The sequence below is a fragment of the Brevibacterium sp. ACRRH genome (assembly GCF_022346365.1).
Classification (GTDB): domain Bacteria; phylum Actinomycetota; class Actinomycetes; order Actinomycetales; family Brevibacteriaceae; genus Brevibacterium; species Brevibacterium paucivorans.
In genome coordinates this window covers 77,523-93,813 of sequence record NZ_JAKRMN010000009.1, presented here as the reverse complement: position 1 = coordinate 93,813, position 16,291 = coordinate 77,523, and the positions used below count along the sequence as shown (strand labels likewise).

Here is a 16,291-nt window from a genome sequence, read left to right as displayed (position 1 = left end):
TGTAAGCCAAAGTGCCACTGGGAGGATCAATGAAGAAAAACCAACCGCACCTGGTTCGAACCGAGTCCATCTACGTAGAAGGAAATGACCCCAGGCAACGGGGAATGGCCAGGGCATCGCAGATTGCTCCCCACATCCGCTCCACTGTGCGCGCGTACAGCGAGCTCTACTCCTCGCTCGGTATCTCCGAATCAGACGCCACCGCAGCCGCGCGCACCTCCATGGACGCAATCCGTGACTGGGACCCTGATCAGCACCTTGAACTTCTTGGCGTTGCCGCCGGATCCGGTATCACCGCAACAGACCTAGGCCACATTGTGGGACGGACCGAAATCCTCACGCTTGCACAACAGCAACCACAAGAATGCAGCACCGTGACGTTCCAGCAACCCGGCCGCACCATGTCTGCCCAAACCTGGGACTGGAAACCACAGCTGGTGCGCAACTGGCACTTCCACCGCGTAGCCGCACTCCCAGGTGGCCACGCTTATGCAGGCTTCGCAGAACACGGAATGACCGGAAAAATCGGGCTCAACTCCGCCGGCATAGGCGTCCACCTCAACATCCTCAAGAACACTGACGACGCTCCCGGCGGCGTGCCCATCCACGCCGTGCTTGCCCGGATCCTCAGCACCGCCAGCTCAGTCGACGAAGCTATCAGCATTGCCAAGGACGCGCCCACCTCGGCGTCCTCAATCATCACCGTCCTTGACCGCAACCGGGCGGTCAACATGGAAATCAACCCACACCAGGTGGCCCTCAACTCCCGCGACGGGTGGGCTCTGCGCACCAACCACTTCGCATGCCCCAGCCAAGCGGACGGCGCGCAACTCCTCACACCCGACTCCAACACGCACGACCGCATGGACTACCTGGAGTCGGCAACCACCTCGGCAGGGGAGCCTACCGACCCGAACGACATGCTGCAGGTTCTGTGCTCACCGCTGGAAGACGGCCTGGTGAGCGTGCTCCCGGACCCGGCCGCGCCCAACAAAGGCGCCACGCTGGTGACCGTCCGGATCGACCCGGCAAACCACACAATCGAGATGAGCCCGGGCGCACCCCAATACGCATCGGCCATGACCGTGCGCTTCACCGTGCCGCAGGGTCAAAGTCCACAGGTCAAAACCCCGCAGAACTAAGCCCCCGCGCCGCCCACTTGCGAACGCAGTGCGTCTAGGGCCTCGGCGGGTGCTTGCGTGTCTTTGAACGCCGAGGTGAGAATCGCCCACGGAACCACGTCCACCTCGATCTGGGAGAAGTGGACGTACGGCTGCTTCTGTCGCGGGTCGTCGTTGTCAAACCGTGTTCCGTAGCGCCATGTGCCCTTGCCGGTTCGGCGGAAGGTCTCGCCCGCAAAGCGCAGGGCGCCTTGAATGTAGAAGTCCGACCGGTCGGCGAGCATCTCGTTCACCGTTGAGTACCGTGCCACCAGCTGCTTGCTGAGTTTGAGCAGGCCGTCGCCGTCATACGACCACTCGTTCGGTGTCGCCTGATCCTGAATCCACGCGGCAACCCCGGACTCAACCGTGGGGAGGAACGTGCCCAAGAATTCGCGTTCCTCATCTTCCATGGGGGCCCCACCGGCGGCACTGTCGTCCACTGCTGAAGACGAGCGACGCGGACCGTCTTCCCCGAACTTCTCCAGCTCTTCCGCGTAGCGGCTGACGAACACCTGCCCGTTGCGCGCCTGGAGCGCGGTCATCACCAGGCCGATCATCGAAATCGGTTCACCCTCACAGTCCCCGTCTTGCGAATCTGGGCGAATAAACGGGAAGCCTTCGCCCACCTCGCCGGATTCGTCGTAGTCCCACGCGCCGCCCAGCCCGCGCAAGAAAACTTCGCCCACATACCGCATGAGGTTTTCCGTGAACTTCTGGTTTTCCGGCGCTACGGCCACCGCGGGTGAAGCCAATGCAGAATTGGCGAATGCCTCGACCCACGGGAGCGAGGCAGGGGAGAGGTCTTTGCGGAACTCGCGCGTTTCGTCGTTCTCAAGCGTCACCGATTCGGGTAGGTCAGACTCGATGAACGTGGAAAGTCGCAGGGGCATGCTTGCCATGAAGGCCGAAAATTCATTCGCGTGATCACTCATGTTTTCAGCCTAACTGGGTTGCGCGCCTAACGCGGGTTTGCGCCGCGCGCCTAAAACTCCACCATCATGCTGAGCAGGTCCAAAACGGGGCCCAGTTCGCGTTCGACCGGGTGCAAAAGCGAATCTTCAGGCAACTTCGACGTATCGAACTCTGCCCCCGGCTGGCTCATGATCTGGGCAATCAGTTCGCTGGCGTCCGGCGTTGGTGCGTTTTCAACCGCCCGAGGTGGAATGGACTGCCGTGCTGCCCGTATATCGGTTGCGGCGAGGTGTCGGATTGCGGTTTGGGCTGGGATCGTGGTGCGTGCCCCGTGCCTTGAAAGGAGCTGTTCAACTTCCACTCCCACAGCGCGCACCTGTGCGTTCTGCAGCTCCAGGTAGCGGGAACGCACGTCTGGGTTGCGGATTGAGTACAGTTCGATCTCCGCTTCCGTGATCGTCCACGCGACCGAGGTGGTCCAGCCCAGGCGCTGTGTGGCAGAGGCGGTTTTGGCGGATTGGCGCAGGTTGGTGAATCGGCAGTGTGGGTCCGAGGTGTTTGTAGTCCGGTCTGTTGAGTATGTGTCTTCGGTGGTCGCGATGATTCCGCGGATTCCGGCGATCGTGTGCTCAACGGCACAGTCAATGAGATTGACCACCAATTCGTCGATCGATTTGAAGTTCGAGTAGAACGCCCCACGGGTCATACCTGCTTCTTCGCAGAGTTCTTCGATGGGCGTGCTGACGATGCCACGGCGGGCGAAAGCGATCACAGCGGCACCCAGAAGGCGGTCGCGTGTGCGCTGTCGACGGGCGGTTGGTGCCGCGTCAGGGGCGATGGTCATTGGGGTTCTTTCTGAGTGATTCTTCAAAACAAAAATGTATTCGATACAGTATTGTATCCAGTGGAATCTTAAAGTTCACAACCAGTGGTCGAGTCCGCTTGGCTCGATCTCCCCATGCAACCGAAAGCGAATTTGTGTCTTCTTTTCTCTATGGATTAGGTCGCGCAACATTCCGGCACCGCCTGTCAACTGCCGGAGTGTGGCTGCTGATCATCGTGTTGATGGGTGCTTTTGTTGGGCTCTTTGCCAACAAGTTCGACGACAAGTTTGAACTGCCAGGCGCGGAGTCACAGGAAGCCCTCGACTCGATGAGACTGACGTTTCCGCAAGCGTCCGGTGCTCGCGGAGACATCATTGTGGTGAGCGCAAACAAGGAGCGCGTGGATCAGGGCACCTATAAAGAAGAGATCGAAAACGCGGTTGAGCGGCTCGAAGACGTGGGCAACGTTGAGGGCGTGACGTCGCCGTTCAATGAACACGTACATGGCAATATCAATGACGATAAGAACGCGGCCATCATTAACGTGTCGTACGACTCGCCTGTTGAAGAGCTCACAGACGAAGACCGTGAAACCCTGCACAAACAAACCGACCAACTCCGCGACGCGCTCCCTGAAGGATCCACAGTCAGTGCAGGTGGAGAAGTCTTCAAAACCACCAGCGTTCACGTTTCGTGGGTAGAAGGAATCGGTGTAGCGATCGCGTTCTTCGTATTGCTTTTCACCTTTGGTTCAGCCCTGGCTGCAGGTGTTCCTCTACTCACCGCAGTCGTAGGTGTGATGATCGGACTCTTGGGCATCGTGGGGCTCACAGCGTTTTCAACCGTGTCATCCACCGCCCCCATGCTGGCACTCATGTTGGGACTTGCGGTGGGTATTGACTATGCGCTGTTCATCATTTCCCGCGCCCGTTCCTTCATGCTCGAAGGCCACGACGCAGAAGAGTCAGTAGCGCGCGCAAACGCTACAGCTGGATCGGCCGTGGTGTTCGCGGGGATCACCGTGATCATCGCGCTCGTGGGGCTTTCGCTCACCGGAATGCCATTCCTGGCAGTCATGGGATTCGGTGCCGCTGCGACGGTGGCGGTTGCGGTTGGAGTGGCTCTGACTCTTGTTCCCGCAATCCTGGGCTTCATTGGCGAACGCATCAACCCGTTACGCAAGGCTCAGAAGAAAGCCCAGAAGAAAGCGGCCAAACGCAACGGCACCCAAAACCGCCAGAACGAGTACGCCAACCCGGCAACCACCTCGGCGGAGGAATCACACACCGCCCAGAAGGAAACTTTCGCAACCAGGTTCTACCGGGGCTGGGTGACGGTGGCGACCAAGTTCCCACTCATCACCATCATCGTGATCGTGGGTGCCTTGAGCGTTTTCGCGATTCCGGCGTCCAAACTGCAACTCGCGCTGCCGGACAACGGGGGCCAACCAGAGGGGACCCCGGCGCGTACAACCTTTGACTTGATCGACAAGGAATTCGGCCCCGGCCACAACGGGCCACTGGTCATGACCGCTGAGATCGTCACCAGTGACGACCCGCTGGACGATGTCGAAAAGATCGAAGACGAAATCAAGAAGATCCCCGGGGTCAAGCAGGTCATTCTGGCCGTGCCTAATGAAAACGCTGACACGGCCATGTTCCAAATCATTCCCGAAACCGGCCCCAGCGACCCTGAGACCGAAAAAATCGTTGAAGCGCTCCGTGACATGGAGCCCAAGATTAAAGACGAATACGGGTACCAAACAGCGGTGACCGGTGCGACGGCTGTCGCGATTGACGTGTCAGCTCAGCTGGGGCGCGCGCTTGTGCCTTTTGGTCTGTTCGTTGTGGGGCTGTCGCTGGTGCTGCTCATGATGGTGTTCAGGTCGCTGTGGGTGCCCATTAAAGCCACCGCAGGGTTCCTTTTGTCGGTGGTCGCCGGCTTTGGTGTGGTGGAGCTGGTGTTCATTGAGGGCCACGGCGCAAGTGCCTTCAACCTGGACCACATTGGCCCGGTCATCAGCTTCTTGCCCATTATTCTCATGGGTATCTTGTTTGGTCTGGCCATGGACTATGAAGTGTTCTTGGTGTCGGGTATGCGTGAGGCTTATGCGCACGGTACGCCTGCTCGTGAGGCTGTGAAGAAGGGTTTCATGAGTTCGGCGTCTGTGGTGACTGCCGCTGCGGTCATCATGTTCTGCGTGTTCGCGGCGTTCGTGCCCGCTGGTGAGGCGATCATTAAGTCGATCGCGTTGGGACTGGCCGTTGGTATTGCCGTCGATGCGTTCCTTGTGCGTATGACCCTGGTCCCGGCGGTCATGACCTTGCTGGGTGAACACGCGTGGTGGTTGCCCAAGTGGCTCGAACGCATCCTTCCACACTTCGACGTGGAAGGTGAGGGCCTGTACCACCAGGTGAAATTGCAGAACTGGCCAGAAACCGGCGACGAATACCGGATCTACGGCGAAAACTTGAGCGTGTACGGCACAGGTGGACCGTTGTTTGAGAACGTGAATGTGGCGTTGCAACCGGGTGAGCTGTTGGCGGTCAGTGGCCGAGGTCGTTCCGCCTTGCTTTTGGCACTCGCCGGGCGTGCGCCGCTGGAAGATGGGGAACTGAAGGTAGGCGAGTATGTTTTGCCGGAGCAGGCGAACAAGGTTCGTCGTTCTACCCCGTTCTTGACGTTGCGACACAGTGAGGAATCTCTGGTGCCTAAGCCGGAGTACATCCGCGGCTTCATTAAGAAACTTCCACCCGTGGTTGTCATTGACCACGCTGATACCCCGCACGACCACGCCACCGCGAAAGCAATTAAGAACCTGGTGGACGTTGCGGCCGCCCGTGGGTCCGCGGTGATTCTGGGGCTACACAACCCTGACGTTGACTGGATGATCCCCAGTGGAATGGACTACACCTTGTTGAATTTGGACGATCACAACCGTACCGAACACGTTCCCGCTCATGCGTTTGGAGGAACACAGTAATGCCAATCCTAGAAAGAGCAGCTTCAGGGAAACGAGTGACCCTGTGGTCGCTTGTTGGCCTCATCCTTGTGCCGGTACTCATTGCGGGTGGCTTTGTTCTGGCCACTCGCGGCGCCGACACCCGTTTTGGCGAGATCACGGCGGCCATTGTGAACAACGACGATGGAACCGAAGTCAACGGTAAGCGGGTACCCATGGGGCGTCAGCTTTCCGCTGCACTGGTCGACCTGGATACCGAGAACTACCGCTGGGTGCAATCAACCGACGAAGACGCCCAAGAAGGGCTCGAAAGCGGTAAGTACGCCGCAGTCGTCACGATCCCAGAAGGTTTTTCACGCGAAGTTCTCTCCACCGCAAAAGACGACCCCATGGACGTCAAACAGGCAACGATCCAGGTGCAAACCTCGGACGTGTCCCCGGTGAACAACGCAGTGGTTTCGCGTGCTCTGGTAGACGCGGCACGCACCAAGTTCAACACGGACATGAGCGAAAAGTTCCTGGACAACGTGTTCGTCGGTTTCAACGACATGAAGGACCAGATGCGCACCATGGGTGACGCGGCAGGTGAGCTCGACGACGGTGCCGGGCAGTTGTCCAACGGGACTTCAGAACTCGCTGACGGGACAGGGGAACTGTCTGACGGCCTCGGCAAACTTGACGCCAACGGCGGCAAGCTCACTAGTGGTGCGACACAGCTTGCCAACGGTGCAGGGGAACTTTCCAAAGGTGCGGGAAGCCTCGCCGACGGGGCAGGGGAACTGTCCAACGGCCTCGGCGAAATGAAGACCAAAACCCAGGACCTACCCAAGCAAAGCAAGCAACTTGCTAACGGTGCAAAGGACCTGTCAGACGGTGTTGAGAAATACACCAGTGGAGCAGACAAACTCGCTGGCGGGGCGGGCGAACTGTCAAAGGGAGTGAACGAGTACACCGGCAACATCGACGAAGTCGTGCTCAAAGTCCGTGACTTCACCAATGAGCTCGACAAGATCGACCTGGACGAGTTACGTAAGCTTCGGGGCTCTGACAAAGCTAACAAGCTCGAAGACACCGAAACGCACCTGGATCGGTTTAAGAAAGGCGTGGAGGGCCTCAAACGTGAGGTCAAGGACTACCAGAAGGAACTCCGCGCTCAAGCGAAGAAAATCGAGTCCAGCGATGTTGCGAGCCTGAACCAGGCTGTGAAGCTGGGCATGATTTCGCAGGATCAAGCGAAGCAAATTCGCGGCAAGATCTGTAAGAAACTCCCCGACGGCACCAAGGACCCTGCCTGCGATGTGGTTGAAGGCGCATACGTGTCTGGTCTGGCAACTGGTTACGTCAAGGGACTGAAATCGGCGGCAGACGCGCTCGACAAGAAAGACCCGTCAACAGGCGAGTCAATCATCGACGGGTGTGACTCTTTGGACGAGGCAGCTAAACGCATCAATGACCGCGTCGCTGAGATCACCAAGGTGCTCGAAAAGTACAAGAAGCTGGACCTGGATAAGGTCGGCAAGAACTTGGACGAACTCGAGAAGAAACTGGACAAGTTCAAGGCCGGCACCGACAAACTTCTGGACGGTTCCAAGAAGTTGCGCAAGGGGGCCAGCGACCTGTCTGACGGTGCAAACGAACTGTCCGACAACGGCGACAAGCTGGTGGACGGCTCCAAGAAACTGGCTGACGGAACCGACAAGCTCGCGAAGGGCACCGGCCCGCTGGTAGACGGAATCGGAAAGGCCGCAGACGGGTCTAAGAAGCTGTCAGACGGCGCTGTGAAACTCTCCGATGGTGCGGACAAGCTCTCAGACGGTGGCCACGAACTGTCCCGAGGTCTGCGCCAGTATGTCTTTGGTGTTTCGCAAGCCTCCGACGGGGCGCAGAAGCTCAACACCGGAGCACGGCAACTGGCCGACGGTGCTGACAAACTCTCAGACGGCACCGGCAAGTTCGCTGAAGGAATCGAAGAAGGTAAGGAAAAAATCCCAAGCTACACCGCGCCGGAACGCGACAAGCTGTCTGCTGCAGTGTCATCTGCGATCGACGGGTCTAGCACCAAGTTCGTGAACGCGGCACTGGCCCAATCCGTTGCGCTCATGCTGATTCTTGCTCTGTGGGTGGGCTCGCTCATCACTTACACAGTGGTGCGCGCGGTCTCAGCGACCGCACTGACCTCGCGCCGGAGCAACGTGGCGATCATGCTACGCGGTCTGGTTCCCGGCCTGGCAATTGCTGTCGTGCAGGCGTTGCTGGTGACGGCGCTCGCGGTTCCAGTGATGGACATTCCGCTTTCAAACGGCGTTCACCTGTTCGCATTTGCACTGTTTGCCAGCGTGGTGTTTACGGTGCTGAACTTCGCGCTCGTGGGACTGTTTGGCGCTGTTGGGCAGATGGTTTCACTGTTTATGATTGTGGTTGCCGTGGCGGCACACTTGTTTACTACCCCGCCCGAGGTGCTCACCACCTCGGCAGGATTCACCCCGCCCGCCACAGGAATTGAGGGTGCGGTTGCGATTGTGACCGGTACACCGGGCGCCGGTGGCGCTTGGGGCACGTTGTTCCTGTGGCTACTGCTGGGTGTTGGTGCGTCGATTGTTGCAGTTGCGCGCGCCCGCAGTGTGAAGTCAGCAGCGTCGATCGCTCACGCGTAGGGTTACGGGGCCGGGCTGCCGGGGCCGTTTGGGTCCCGGGGCCGGGTCGCGGTTGCGGGGTCGCGGTTGCGGGGCACAGTGGCCGGGCGTTACTGGTCAGGGCTAACGATCGGCCAGCCCGTAAATGTGGCGGGCAATGCTGTGGGCATCGCGGAGGGTCCGGGCGTTCGTGTTCGGATTTGCCGCGATCGCCAAGCCCAGCTGCAGTGACGACAACTGAATCGACATGACGTACCGGTGTGGGTGGAGCCGGCCACGGGAGTCGACCGTGCGTAGGGTGTCCCGTTCGATCAACGGTCCCGAGGTGGGTAACAGGGTTCCTTCATCGCTGGTGATCGTGGCGACAGTGAGTTGCCCGCGGTCCAGCATGGACGTGATTAAGTTGTCGTCGGCTAACCGGATGTGGTTCGTGGGCGATGCCGCGTCGATGAGGTTCCGGGCGACGATGTCCCCGTCCACGACCGGTGTCGAGGCAATAAACGCAGGTTCGTCAGCGCTGGTGGCGATTTTCACCTGCGGGCCCACATAGGTGACGAGGCCTGCTCGGCTCAACGCCAGCAGTTCGGCGAACCGTTGCGGTGGAGGCCCATCACAGATGCCGGAAACAAAGGACTCAAACCAGCCACGCACCTCGGTCGCAAAACTAGTGGGGCTAATCCGGCCGTCAGCCACGAGTTCCTTCAAGAAACCGCGTGCGGTCCACAAAACCGCGAAAATCGCCTTACTTGGGGCGAGGTCCGGGCCCGCATACGCGTCCCGAAGCTCCTGTTCCAGAAAACTGTCGATCCACGCGGTCAGCTGCTCTCGGTTCGCAAACTGCTCTTCGTTGAGCGGGCGCAAGAGCGCTTGAAGGTCTAGCTGGTGCTCGAGAGGGACAACTGAATCGAGAATTTCGTGAAGCGCGGGAGCCTCATGAGTCTCACGTCCAGTGGCACGCCCCTGGGTTTCCGCGCCAGACCGACGGGCAAGGTGACGGTCGACCGCCTCGGTCAGGGCCTCCTTCAGTGGGGCCGGGTCACGCAAGAACAACTCCGGCCGGCTGCGGTACAGGGCCGCGTACCACGCATACCGCAGGTCGGTGAGGATGAGCGGCCACAGCTGATCGTCAAAGTGCAGAAGCTTACCGCTGGAAAGTTTGGTGACGTTGTCTTCCGTGAAAAACCGCAACGGGTACGGCTTCATAGGGTGGTTGGGCGTGACGGGTTTGCACCGGTACGGAATACCCCGTCGTGAACTGGGCGCAAGAACAGGTTCCCGGCCGCTAGGGACATATTCCAACTCCCAGGGCTCGCACTTGCCAGGACGGTCAGGGGAGGGTTCGCGCGGGACGAAAGTGCCGCCTCGGCCGTGGGTAAACAGCGCCTGCAAATCAAAATAGTTGAGCCCGAACCCGCGGAAAATCACGGTCTCACCTGCGGGTACCCGGTCAACGGGAGTTTCTGCCGGGAGTGAGGGCGGACAGTAGTTCAGGTCGTTGTCCGCGGCGTAGCGCTCCAACTGGATGCGCTCATCGGTGAGGCGGGACGGAATGTGACCCACGCACAGCACCACCGCGTCGACCGTTACCGAGGTGTCATCGGACAGGCGCACAATCTGGGTCACCTCCACTGGGGACCCCGGGTCAGCGATACGCAGGGCCTGTGCGCGGTGGACCTGGATGGTGACGTTTTGGGGCGCGTTTTCGCGGACTCGGGTGAACGCGTCAGCCAGGTATTCGCCGTACAGGGTGCGCGAACAGAACGTGGTGTCAGGGTCGTCTGTTCCGTCCGTGGCTAGGTACCATTCGCGCATGGACGGCCCGGTGTTGGTGGGGGAGACGTCGCACGAGTTGTCGGGGAAAATGGTTTGCTCACTGATGGTGGTGTTCATGAGCAGCTCAGGGGACTGCTCGGTGTCCCACACGCGACCCGGACCCGGTGCATACGGGTCGATCACGTGGATCGTGACGGGGTGCTTGTACTCAGGTGCCAGCGCGGTCAAGCGTTCGCACACGGACAGACCGCGTGGACCGGCACCAATCACAGCGACGCTGAGATGTGCCATCAGTGCTCTCCGTGGTTACCTGGCCCAGGGTAGCCGGGCCAAGGGTCACCGGGGTTGTAGCCGGACGGGTAGCACTTACCCTCGTTGTCTTCGATACCTGGTGCTGGGGCACCGGTTTCTTCAGTGGGTTCCTCGGTGGGTTGAGGCTCTTCTTCTTCCTTGTCGCCGCCGCCTTTGGTTTCTTCTTTTTGGCTGGGCTTTTGTGGGTCGATCTGGTCCTTGACCCACTGGTGAAGTTTGTCGTAATCCGGCCGATACGTGGGGGTGACCTCGTTGTTGATCTGCGCGGACTTGATCTTAGTGTTCTTCATTTCCCACGCCAGCTCCACAAAACCGCCCAGTTCCTTCTGGTTGACGTCCGTGGCGACGTTCTTCGTGGAGGAGTTCGCCAGCTGGGGGAACTTCAGTGCGAGTTCGGACGGGTTGACTTGCTCCAGCGTGGTTTTGAGCATGCGTTGTTGGCGGCACATGCGGTCATAGTTGTCTGAGCCGTCACGTGAACGCACGTACCACAGGGCCTGCATCCCGCTGAGTTTTTGTTCGCCAGGGTCGATCCAGCCGAAGATCCGGTTCTTGGCTCCCGTGTGCTGGTTCTCGCCACCGCCCATGGGGATGGGGCGTTCGACGTCAATCTTGACCCCGCCCATTGCGTTGACCAGGTCACGGAAGCCCTGCATGTCTACAGAAGCCCAGTAGTCCAGGTTGATGCCTAGCGAGCCTTCGACTGCCTGCATGGTTGCCCACATGCCGGTTTCCAGTCCGTGCGGGTCGCCCACTGATTCAGGGTTGTCTTCTGCCCACGACCACACCGAGTTGATAAGGCTTTCCTCGCCCAGAGCGTTGAAACCGTCAGGGAATTCTTGCGCCAGTTTCGAATCTTCCGGGAAGACGGGGTACGTGAGGTTACGTGGCACGGAAATGAGCGTGCTCTTGCCGCTTTGAGTATCGATCGATGCGACCAGCATGGTGTCTGGGCGCGTTCCGGTGCGGTTTTCACCGTTGTCTCGTCCAATAAGGAACACATTGATCCGTGGTTTGTCAGCCCATATCTGTTCTTTGCTTGGTCCCACTGGTGCGCCGCCGTTGCCGAAGATCTTGGACACAGTGTGACTGGAGACCTTTGAGTAAGCGCCACCCACGCCCAGGGGGATCGCGACGATCAGCATGAGTGACACCACGAGCACGCCGGACAAGATCCGTTGCTGATCCGACATCTTGGTGCCACGTGAACTGACGATGTAGGACCGGATGATGACCAGCACCCAAATGATCAGTCCCGCCAGAAGCAGGAACGCCAGGATGTTCAGGATAGTAGGGCTGGAGATGACGCGTGCGACGACGCGGATTGGTCCCAGCGCCAAGGTCATGATTCCGGTAACGAGGATTCCTGCGAAGAACCCAATGAGCAAGAACCAGCCGAGTTTGCTGTTGCGGTTCTTACGGATCATCGCGAGACCAGGAAGCAGGGTTCCCAGACTGGTCCATCCCACAACTTTAGGGAATGCGTCGTAACGCTGTTTCGTGTGGCGCTCGCCTTCCGTGGGTTTGCGAGTGCGCAAGTTGTCCAGCGTGGAGCGCGTGCGGGTGCGCAGGTTGCCTACTGTTGCGCGGGCACGTGAGCCTGCAGAGGGACGTGGCTGCTGCGCATTGACGTGGTCCTGTGCGTTTACAGACTGTGGTCGGTTGCGCGGTGCCGGCGGTTCCGGTTGGTGGGGCGCACTAGGTGCTTGGGGGGTTGATGCTTGTGGTGCAGTTTGTGCGGCGGCAGGCGTTGTGGTGGCCTGCGGGGGAGACGCCGGCGGCGGTGTCGTGGGAGTGGGTGGTGCGCTAGGCGCGTTTGGTGCGTGGGCCGAGCGGCGGTTTTCGTTAGCCAGCCGTTCGCGCCGGGTGCGGAACTGAGGCGTAGCGCCACTGTTGCCAGCGGAGTTTGCAGACGCGTTGTTGTTTGTGGAGTTTGATGTTGAGCCGTGGTTGGGGTTGTTGCCTGCACTCTGGCTTGCTGATGCCGAATGCTGACCGCGAAAGCTGGGCCGTGACGAAGCGCGGAACTGCTTGACGGGTTTTGACGTGCCCGATTGAGGTTGTTCCTCGCTATTTTTCGTCACACGTACTCCTCGATTGACAAAACACAACTCAAACTACTTTAGGCTCTTTGAGTCCACGGGTATTTTAGTCGCTTTTATTGCGAACTGTATGAATACGCTCCGTGTGGATGCAAAGCGTCCATTTTGGTGACTGGGGGTGCCGGATGGGGTGAAGATGGGGCATGTCCGAGGTGCTGTGGGCATCGCGCGTTTTGCTCGATGCGGAGCCCTTGGGTAACCTTTATGTGGTTACGCGCTTTTTCGACCCCGTGTTGATGGGCGTTGTGGCACTTGGAGTCGTGGCTGAGCGGCCGAAAGCACCACCCTGCTAAGGTGGAGTCCCTTGAACTGGGGACCGTGGGTTCAAATCCCACCGACTCCGCGTTGTGAAGTCTCGGGACATCGTTCACTCGATGTCCCGAGATTTTTGTGTTCAGGGTGTTGATGTGTCACGTCATCGGTCCCCCCTTTGCATGCATCCCCCCCAGTTACCCACCACAAGTACGAGGGTTGCGCATAGGGGTGGTGTGTAACTGGCCGATTTTGGGCCGAAAAAGTGAACAAAACGAACAAAAAGGGTGTTTACCCACCAACCCTGTTCGAGGGGTGGTGGGTAAACGGTTTTTGTGCGCGTGGTGCCAGCACCAATCCGAGTCTGTTAACCCCAGTGCAAGATCTATGCAAGGAACCGTTCACCGTCGCTAGATAAAAACGTGTGATGAAGTGACTGCGGTGTGTCCACAGTGAGGCGCGTCGCTCACACGGATCCAGCTAACACGTAGGGCGCACACGCCTGTAGAAGGAGCACATAGATGTCGCGCAAAATCAGCACCAAACTAGTGGCCAGCGGACTGGCCTGCGGAATTGTTGCTTCGGGAGTTGCTTTTGGCACCCCAGCTCTTGCAGAGATTGTTGACCAGAACGGTGCAAACAACTCAATGGCAGGCCCATTCGTGCGCACCGCAACCTACCCTGTGTACCAGAACGTGCCTAAGGGTGTAGACCCTGCAGACGAAACCGTAGCTGAAATCTCAAGCGTCAGTGGCGACGGAAAAACCATGATCTACACCGATGCTGCGGGGAAGCGCATCGGATTCCTCGACATTTCCGACCCGGCTAACCCTAAGGGTAAGGGGAGCCTCGACCTCGCAACCTTGGGCAACGCGGATGACCAACCCACCTCGGTCGCGGTAGCCGGCGACTACGTGCTGGTCGTTATTGACGAAACCGGCGGAAACTTCACCGAACCAAAGGGTCGTTTGGACGTCGTCAAACTCTCCGACCACTCCCGTGTGGCATCGATTGACCTCAAGGGACAGCCTGACTCCATCGCCATCAGTGAAGACGGTAAGCACGCCGCTATCGCAATGGAGAACCAGCGTGACGAGGAAAATGAAGAAGTCGACGGGGGTCTTCCACAGCTCCCCGGCGGATTCGTTCAAACCCTGAAGCTGGACGGCGACCCAAGCTCGTGGGCAGCAACACCTGTCATGTTCAACGACGAGGACGGTAAGCCACTCCCAATCGTCGAAAAGGCCGGCCTCGACACCCCAGAAGACCTGGAGCCTGAATACGTCTCGTTCAACTCGGGCACCAAGGTGGCAGTGACCCTCCAGGAAAACAACGGGATCGCGATCCTGGATGCTGCAACCGGTGAAATCGAGTCAGTATTCAGCGCAGGCGACGCCACTGTCAGGAGCGTCGACGCAACCAAAGACGGACTGATCAAGGCAAAAGACTCCATCTCAGGGCCACGCGAACCTGACGCAATCGGATGGATCGACGACTCGCACATCGCCACGGCAAACGAAGGTGACTGGAAGGGTGGAACCCGCGGGTGGACCGTGTTCGACACCGAGGGCAACACCGTGTGGGACGCTGGAAACTCGCTGTCTGAAATTGCGATCCAGCATGGTCTGCACAACGAAAAGCGCGCAGAAAAGAAGGGGCCAGAGCCTGAAGGCATTGCACTGGCGACCATGAACGGTAAGCGCTACGCGTTCGTCGGTTCGGAACGCTCCAACTTTGTCGCTGTGTACGACGTTGACACTCCAGCTAAGCCAAAGTTCGTACAGCTGCTCTTCACCACCAACGGCCCAGAAGGCATCCTGCCTATCCCAGAACGCAACATGCTCGCCGTGTCCTCCGAGGTGGACGAAGCTGACAACGCCGTGCGCTCCTCGGTGGGCATCTACCAGCTGGACGGCGACCAGCCGGAAGTTCCGCAGCCATCCATCGTGTCGGACAAGGCGGAAGGCCAGTACATTGGCTGGACCGCGCTGGGCGCTCTGACCGCAGATCAGAAGGATGCAACGAAACTCTTTGCCGCCTCGGACTCCGCGCTGTCACACGGGCAGGTTTACACCGTTGACGCTTCGCAGACTCCAGCGAGCATCACCGAAGCCCGTACGGTGATGGACCAGGGCAAGCCAGCTGAAGGCTTGGACATCGAAGGCCTGGCAACCCGCAAGGACGGCGGATTCTGGCTGGCATCCGAAGGTAAGACCGGTGCTGAAAACGCGCTGATCCGCACTGACGACAAGCTCAACATCGAAGAGCGTGTGTCGCTTCCGGAAGAGATCTCGAAGCACATCGGCAAGTGGGGTCTGGAAGGCGTGGACAGCCACGTCAACGCGGCTGGCGAAGAAGAAGTGTTCTTCGCTGTGCAGCGTCCGCTGTGGGAAGACCCGGAAGCTGATGACCGCAAGGCGCTCGAAGGTGAAAACACCACGCGGATTGGTAAGTACAACGTCAAGACTAAGGAGTTCGACTGGTTCAGCTACGAACTCGAAGGCACCGACACCAAGGGCGACTGGATGGGACTGTCCGAGATCACCGTGATCGACGACGAGACCGTGGCCGTCATCGAACGCGACAAGCTCAACGGTCCAAACGCCAAGGTCAAGCGCGTTGTCAAGGTGACGTTGCCAGACGTTCCTGACGCGGACGCCGGCGACATCCCACCAGCACAGCCGGTCACCAAGGCTGAGGCTGTTGACGTCCTGCCATACCTCAAGGCCACAAACGGTTGGACGCAGGAAAAGCTCGAAGGGTTCACAATCACAGCTGACGGCCAGGCCTATGCTGTGACTGACAATGACGGACTTGACGACGCGACCGGTGAAACCGTGTTCCTGCGTCTGGGCAAGATTTTTGACGCCGAGGAGCCTCCCGCAGAAGAGCCTTCCGACGCACCTTCCGACTCACCTTCGGAAGCTCCAGGTGAGGAACCGGGCGAGGACGCAACGGACAAGCCATCTGAAACCCCGGGTGAAGAACCGGGCGATGACGCAACCGACAAGCCGTCTGAAGACGCAACCGACAAGCCAGCGCCATCGGAAGACCCTTCGGAAGCTCCTGCCCAGCCGGGTGACGGCTCTGACGATGATGCCACCTCGGGCCAGGGAGACAGCAACGACGGCAAGCCACTTCCACGCACGGGTGTGAGCGTGGCCGTGAGCCTGGGACTCGCTGCCCTCCTCGTGGGAGTTGGTGGGGCCGCTGTGCTCCTCGCGCGTCGCAAGAAGTAAGTAGCGCGCAGGCGTAACGCTTAAAGGCTCGCCCCGCACTGGGTTAGTAGTGCGGGGCGAGCCTTTTTGCGTTGGTTGGACGGTGGTTGGGCGATGGGTGCGCCCGAGGTGTACCCGCC

The 16,291-nt window shown here is 59.4% G+C and carries 8 protein-coding genes and 1 tRNA gene; 5 read left to right on the top strand and 4 right to left on the bottom strand.

Features of this window, described 5'->3' with window-relative positions; translation table 11 throughout:
• Positions 1-29 precede the first annotated feature (29 nt).
• Positions 30-1,142, top strand: coding sequence for a C45 family peptidase (locus MHX53_RS09695; protein ID WP_239272524.1), 1,113 nt, complete (start codon positions 30-32; stop codon positions 1,140-1,142).
• Here MHX53_RS09695 and MHX53_RS09690 read toward each other — a convergent pair.
• On the bottom strand, positions 1,139-2,095 hold the full coding sequence (locus tag MHX53_RS09690) for a hypothetical protein (RefSeq protein WP_239272522.1): 957 nt from the start codon (positions 2,093-2,095) through the stop codon (positions 1,139-1,141). The two genes, MHX53_RS09695 and MHX53_RS09690, sit on opposite strands and share 4 nt — an antisense overlap.
• 50 nt (positions 2,096-2,145) lie before the next feature.
• Entirely contained in the window at positions 2,146-2,919 is a 774-nt protein-coding gene (locus tag MHX53_RS09685; RefSeq protein ID WP_239272520.1) for a TetR/AcrR family transcriptional regulator, read from the bottom strand.
• Between the two features lie 134 nt (positions 2,920-3,053).
• Here MHX53_RS09685 and MHX53_RS09680 point away from each other — a divergent pair, with 134 nt between their 5' ends.
• Together MHX53_RS09680 and MHX53_RS09675 are read left to right on the top strand one after the other, a co-directional pair.
• The gene (locus MHX53_RS09680) at positions 3,054-5,882 is read left to right on the top strand and encodes an MMPL family transporter (protein ID WP_239272518.1); all 2,829 of its coding nucleotides are present in this window, start codon (positions 3,054-3,056) and stop codon (positions 5,880-5,882) included.
• Complete coding sequence (locus MHX53_RS09675) at positions 5,882-8,515, top strand: YhgE/Pip domain-containing protein (protein ID WP_239272516.1); 2,634 nt, start codon at positions 5,882-5,884, stop codon at positions 8,513-8,515. Before MHX53_RS09680 ends, MHX53_RS09675 begins: the two co-directional genes overlap by 1 nt.
• A gap of 102 nt (positions 8,516-8,617) precedes the next feature.
• Here MHX53_RS09675 and MHX53_RS09670 read toward each other — a convergent pair whose 3' ends face one another.
• Positions 8,618-10,558: an FAD/NAD(P)-binding protein gene (locus MHX53_RS09670; protein ID WP_239272514.1), complete on the bottom strand. Its 1,941-nt coding sequence runs from the start codon at positions 10,556-10,558 to the stop codon at positions 8,618-8,620.
• On the bottom strand, positions 10,558-12,663 hold the full coding sequence (locus tag MHX53_RS11840; RefSeq protein ID WP_204515373.1) for an LCP family protein: 2,106 nt from the start codon (positions 12,661-12,663) through the stop codon (positions 10,558-10,560). Before MHX53_RS11840 ends, MHX53_RS09670 begins: the two co-directional genes overlap by 1 nt.
• 272 nt (positions 12,664-12,935) lie before the next feature.
• On the opposite strand from MHX53_RS11840, the gene MHX53_RS09660 reads away from it, so the two are divergent.
• Together MHX53_RS09660 and MHX53_RS09655 are read left to right on the top strand one after the other, a co-directional pair.
• Positions 12,936-13,024: transfer RNA gene (locus tag MHX53_RS09660), tRNA-Ser, on the top strand.
• A 430-nt stretch (positions 13,025-13,454) separates the two neighbouring features.
• A complete protein-coding gene (locus MHX53_RS09655; protein WP_239272512.1) occupies positions 13,455-16,172 on the top strand; it encodes an esterase-like activity of phytase family protein in 2,718 nt (905 codons plus the stop codon).
• Positions 16,173-16,291: the final 119 nt, after the last annotated feature.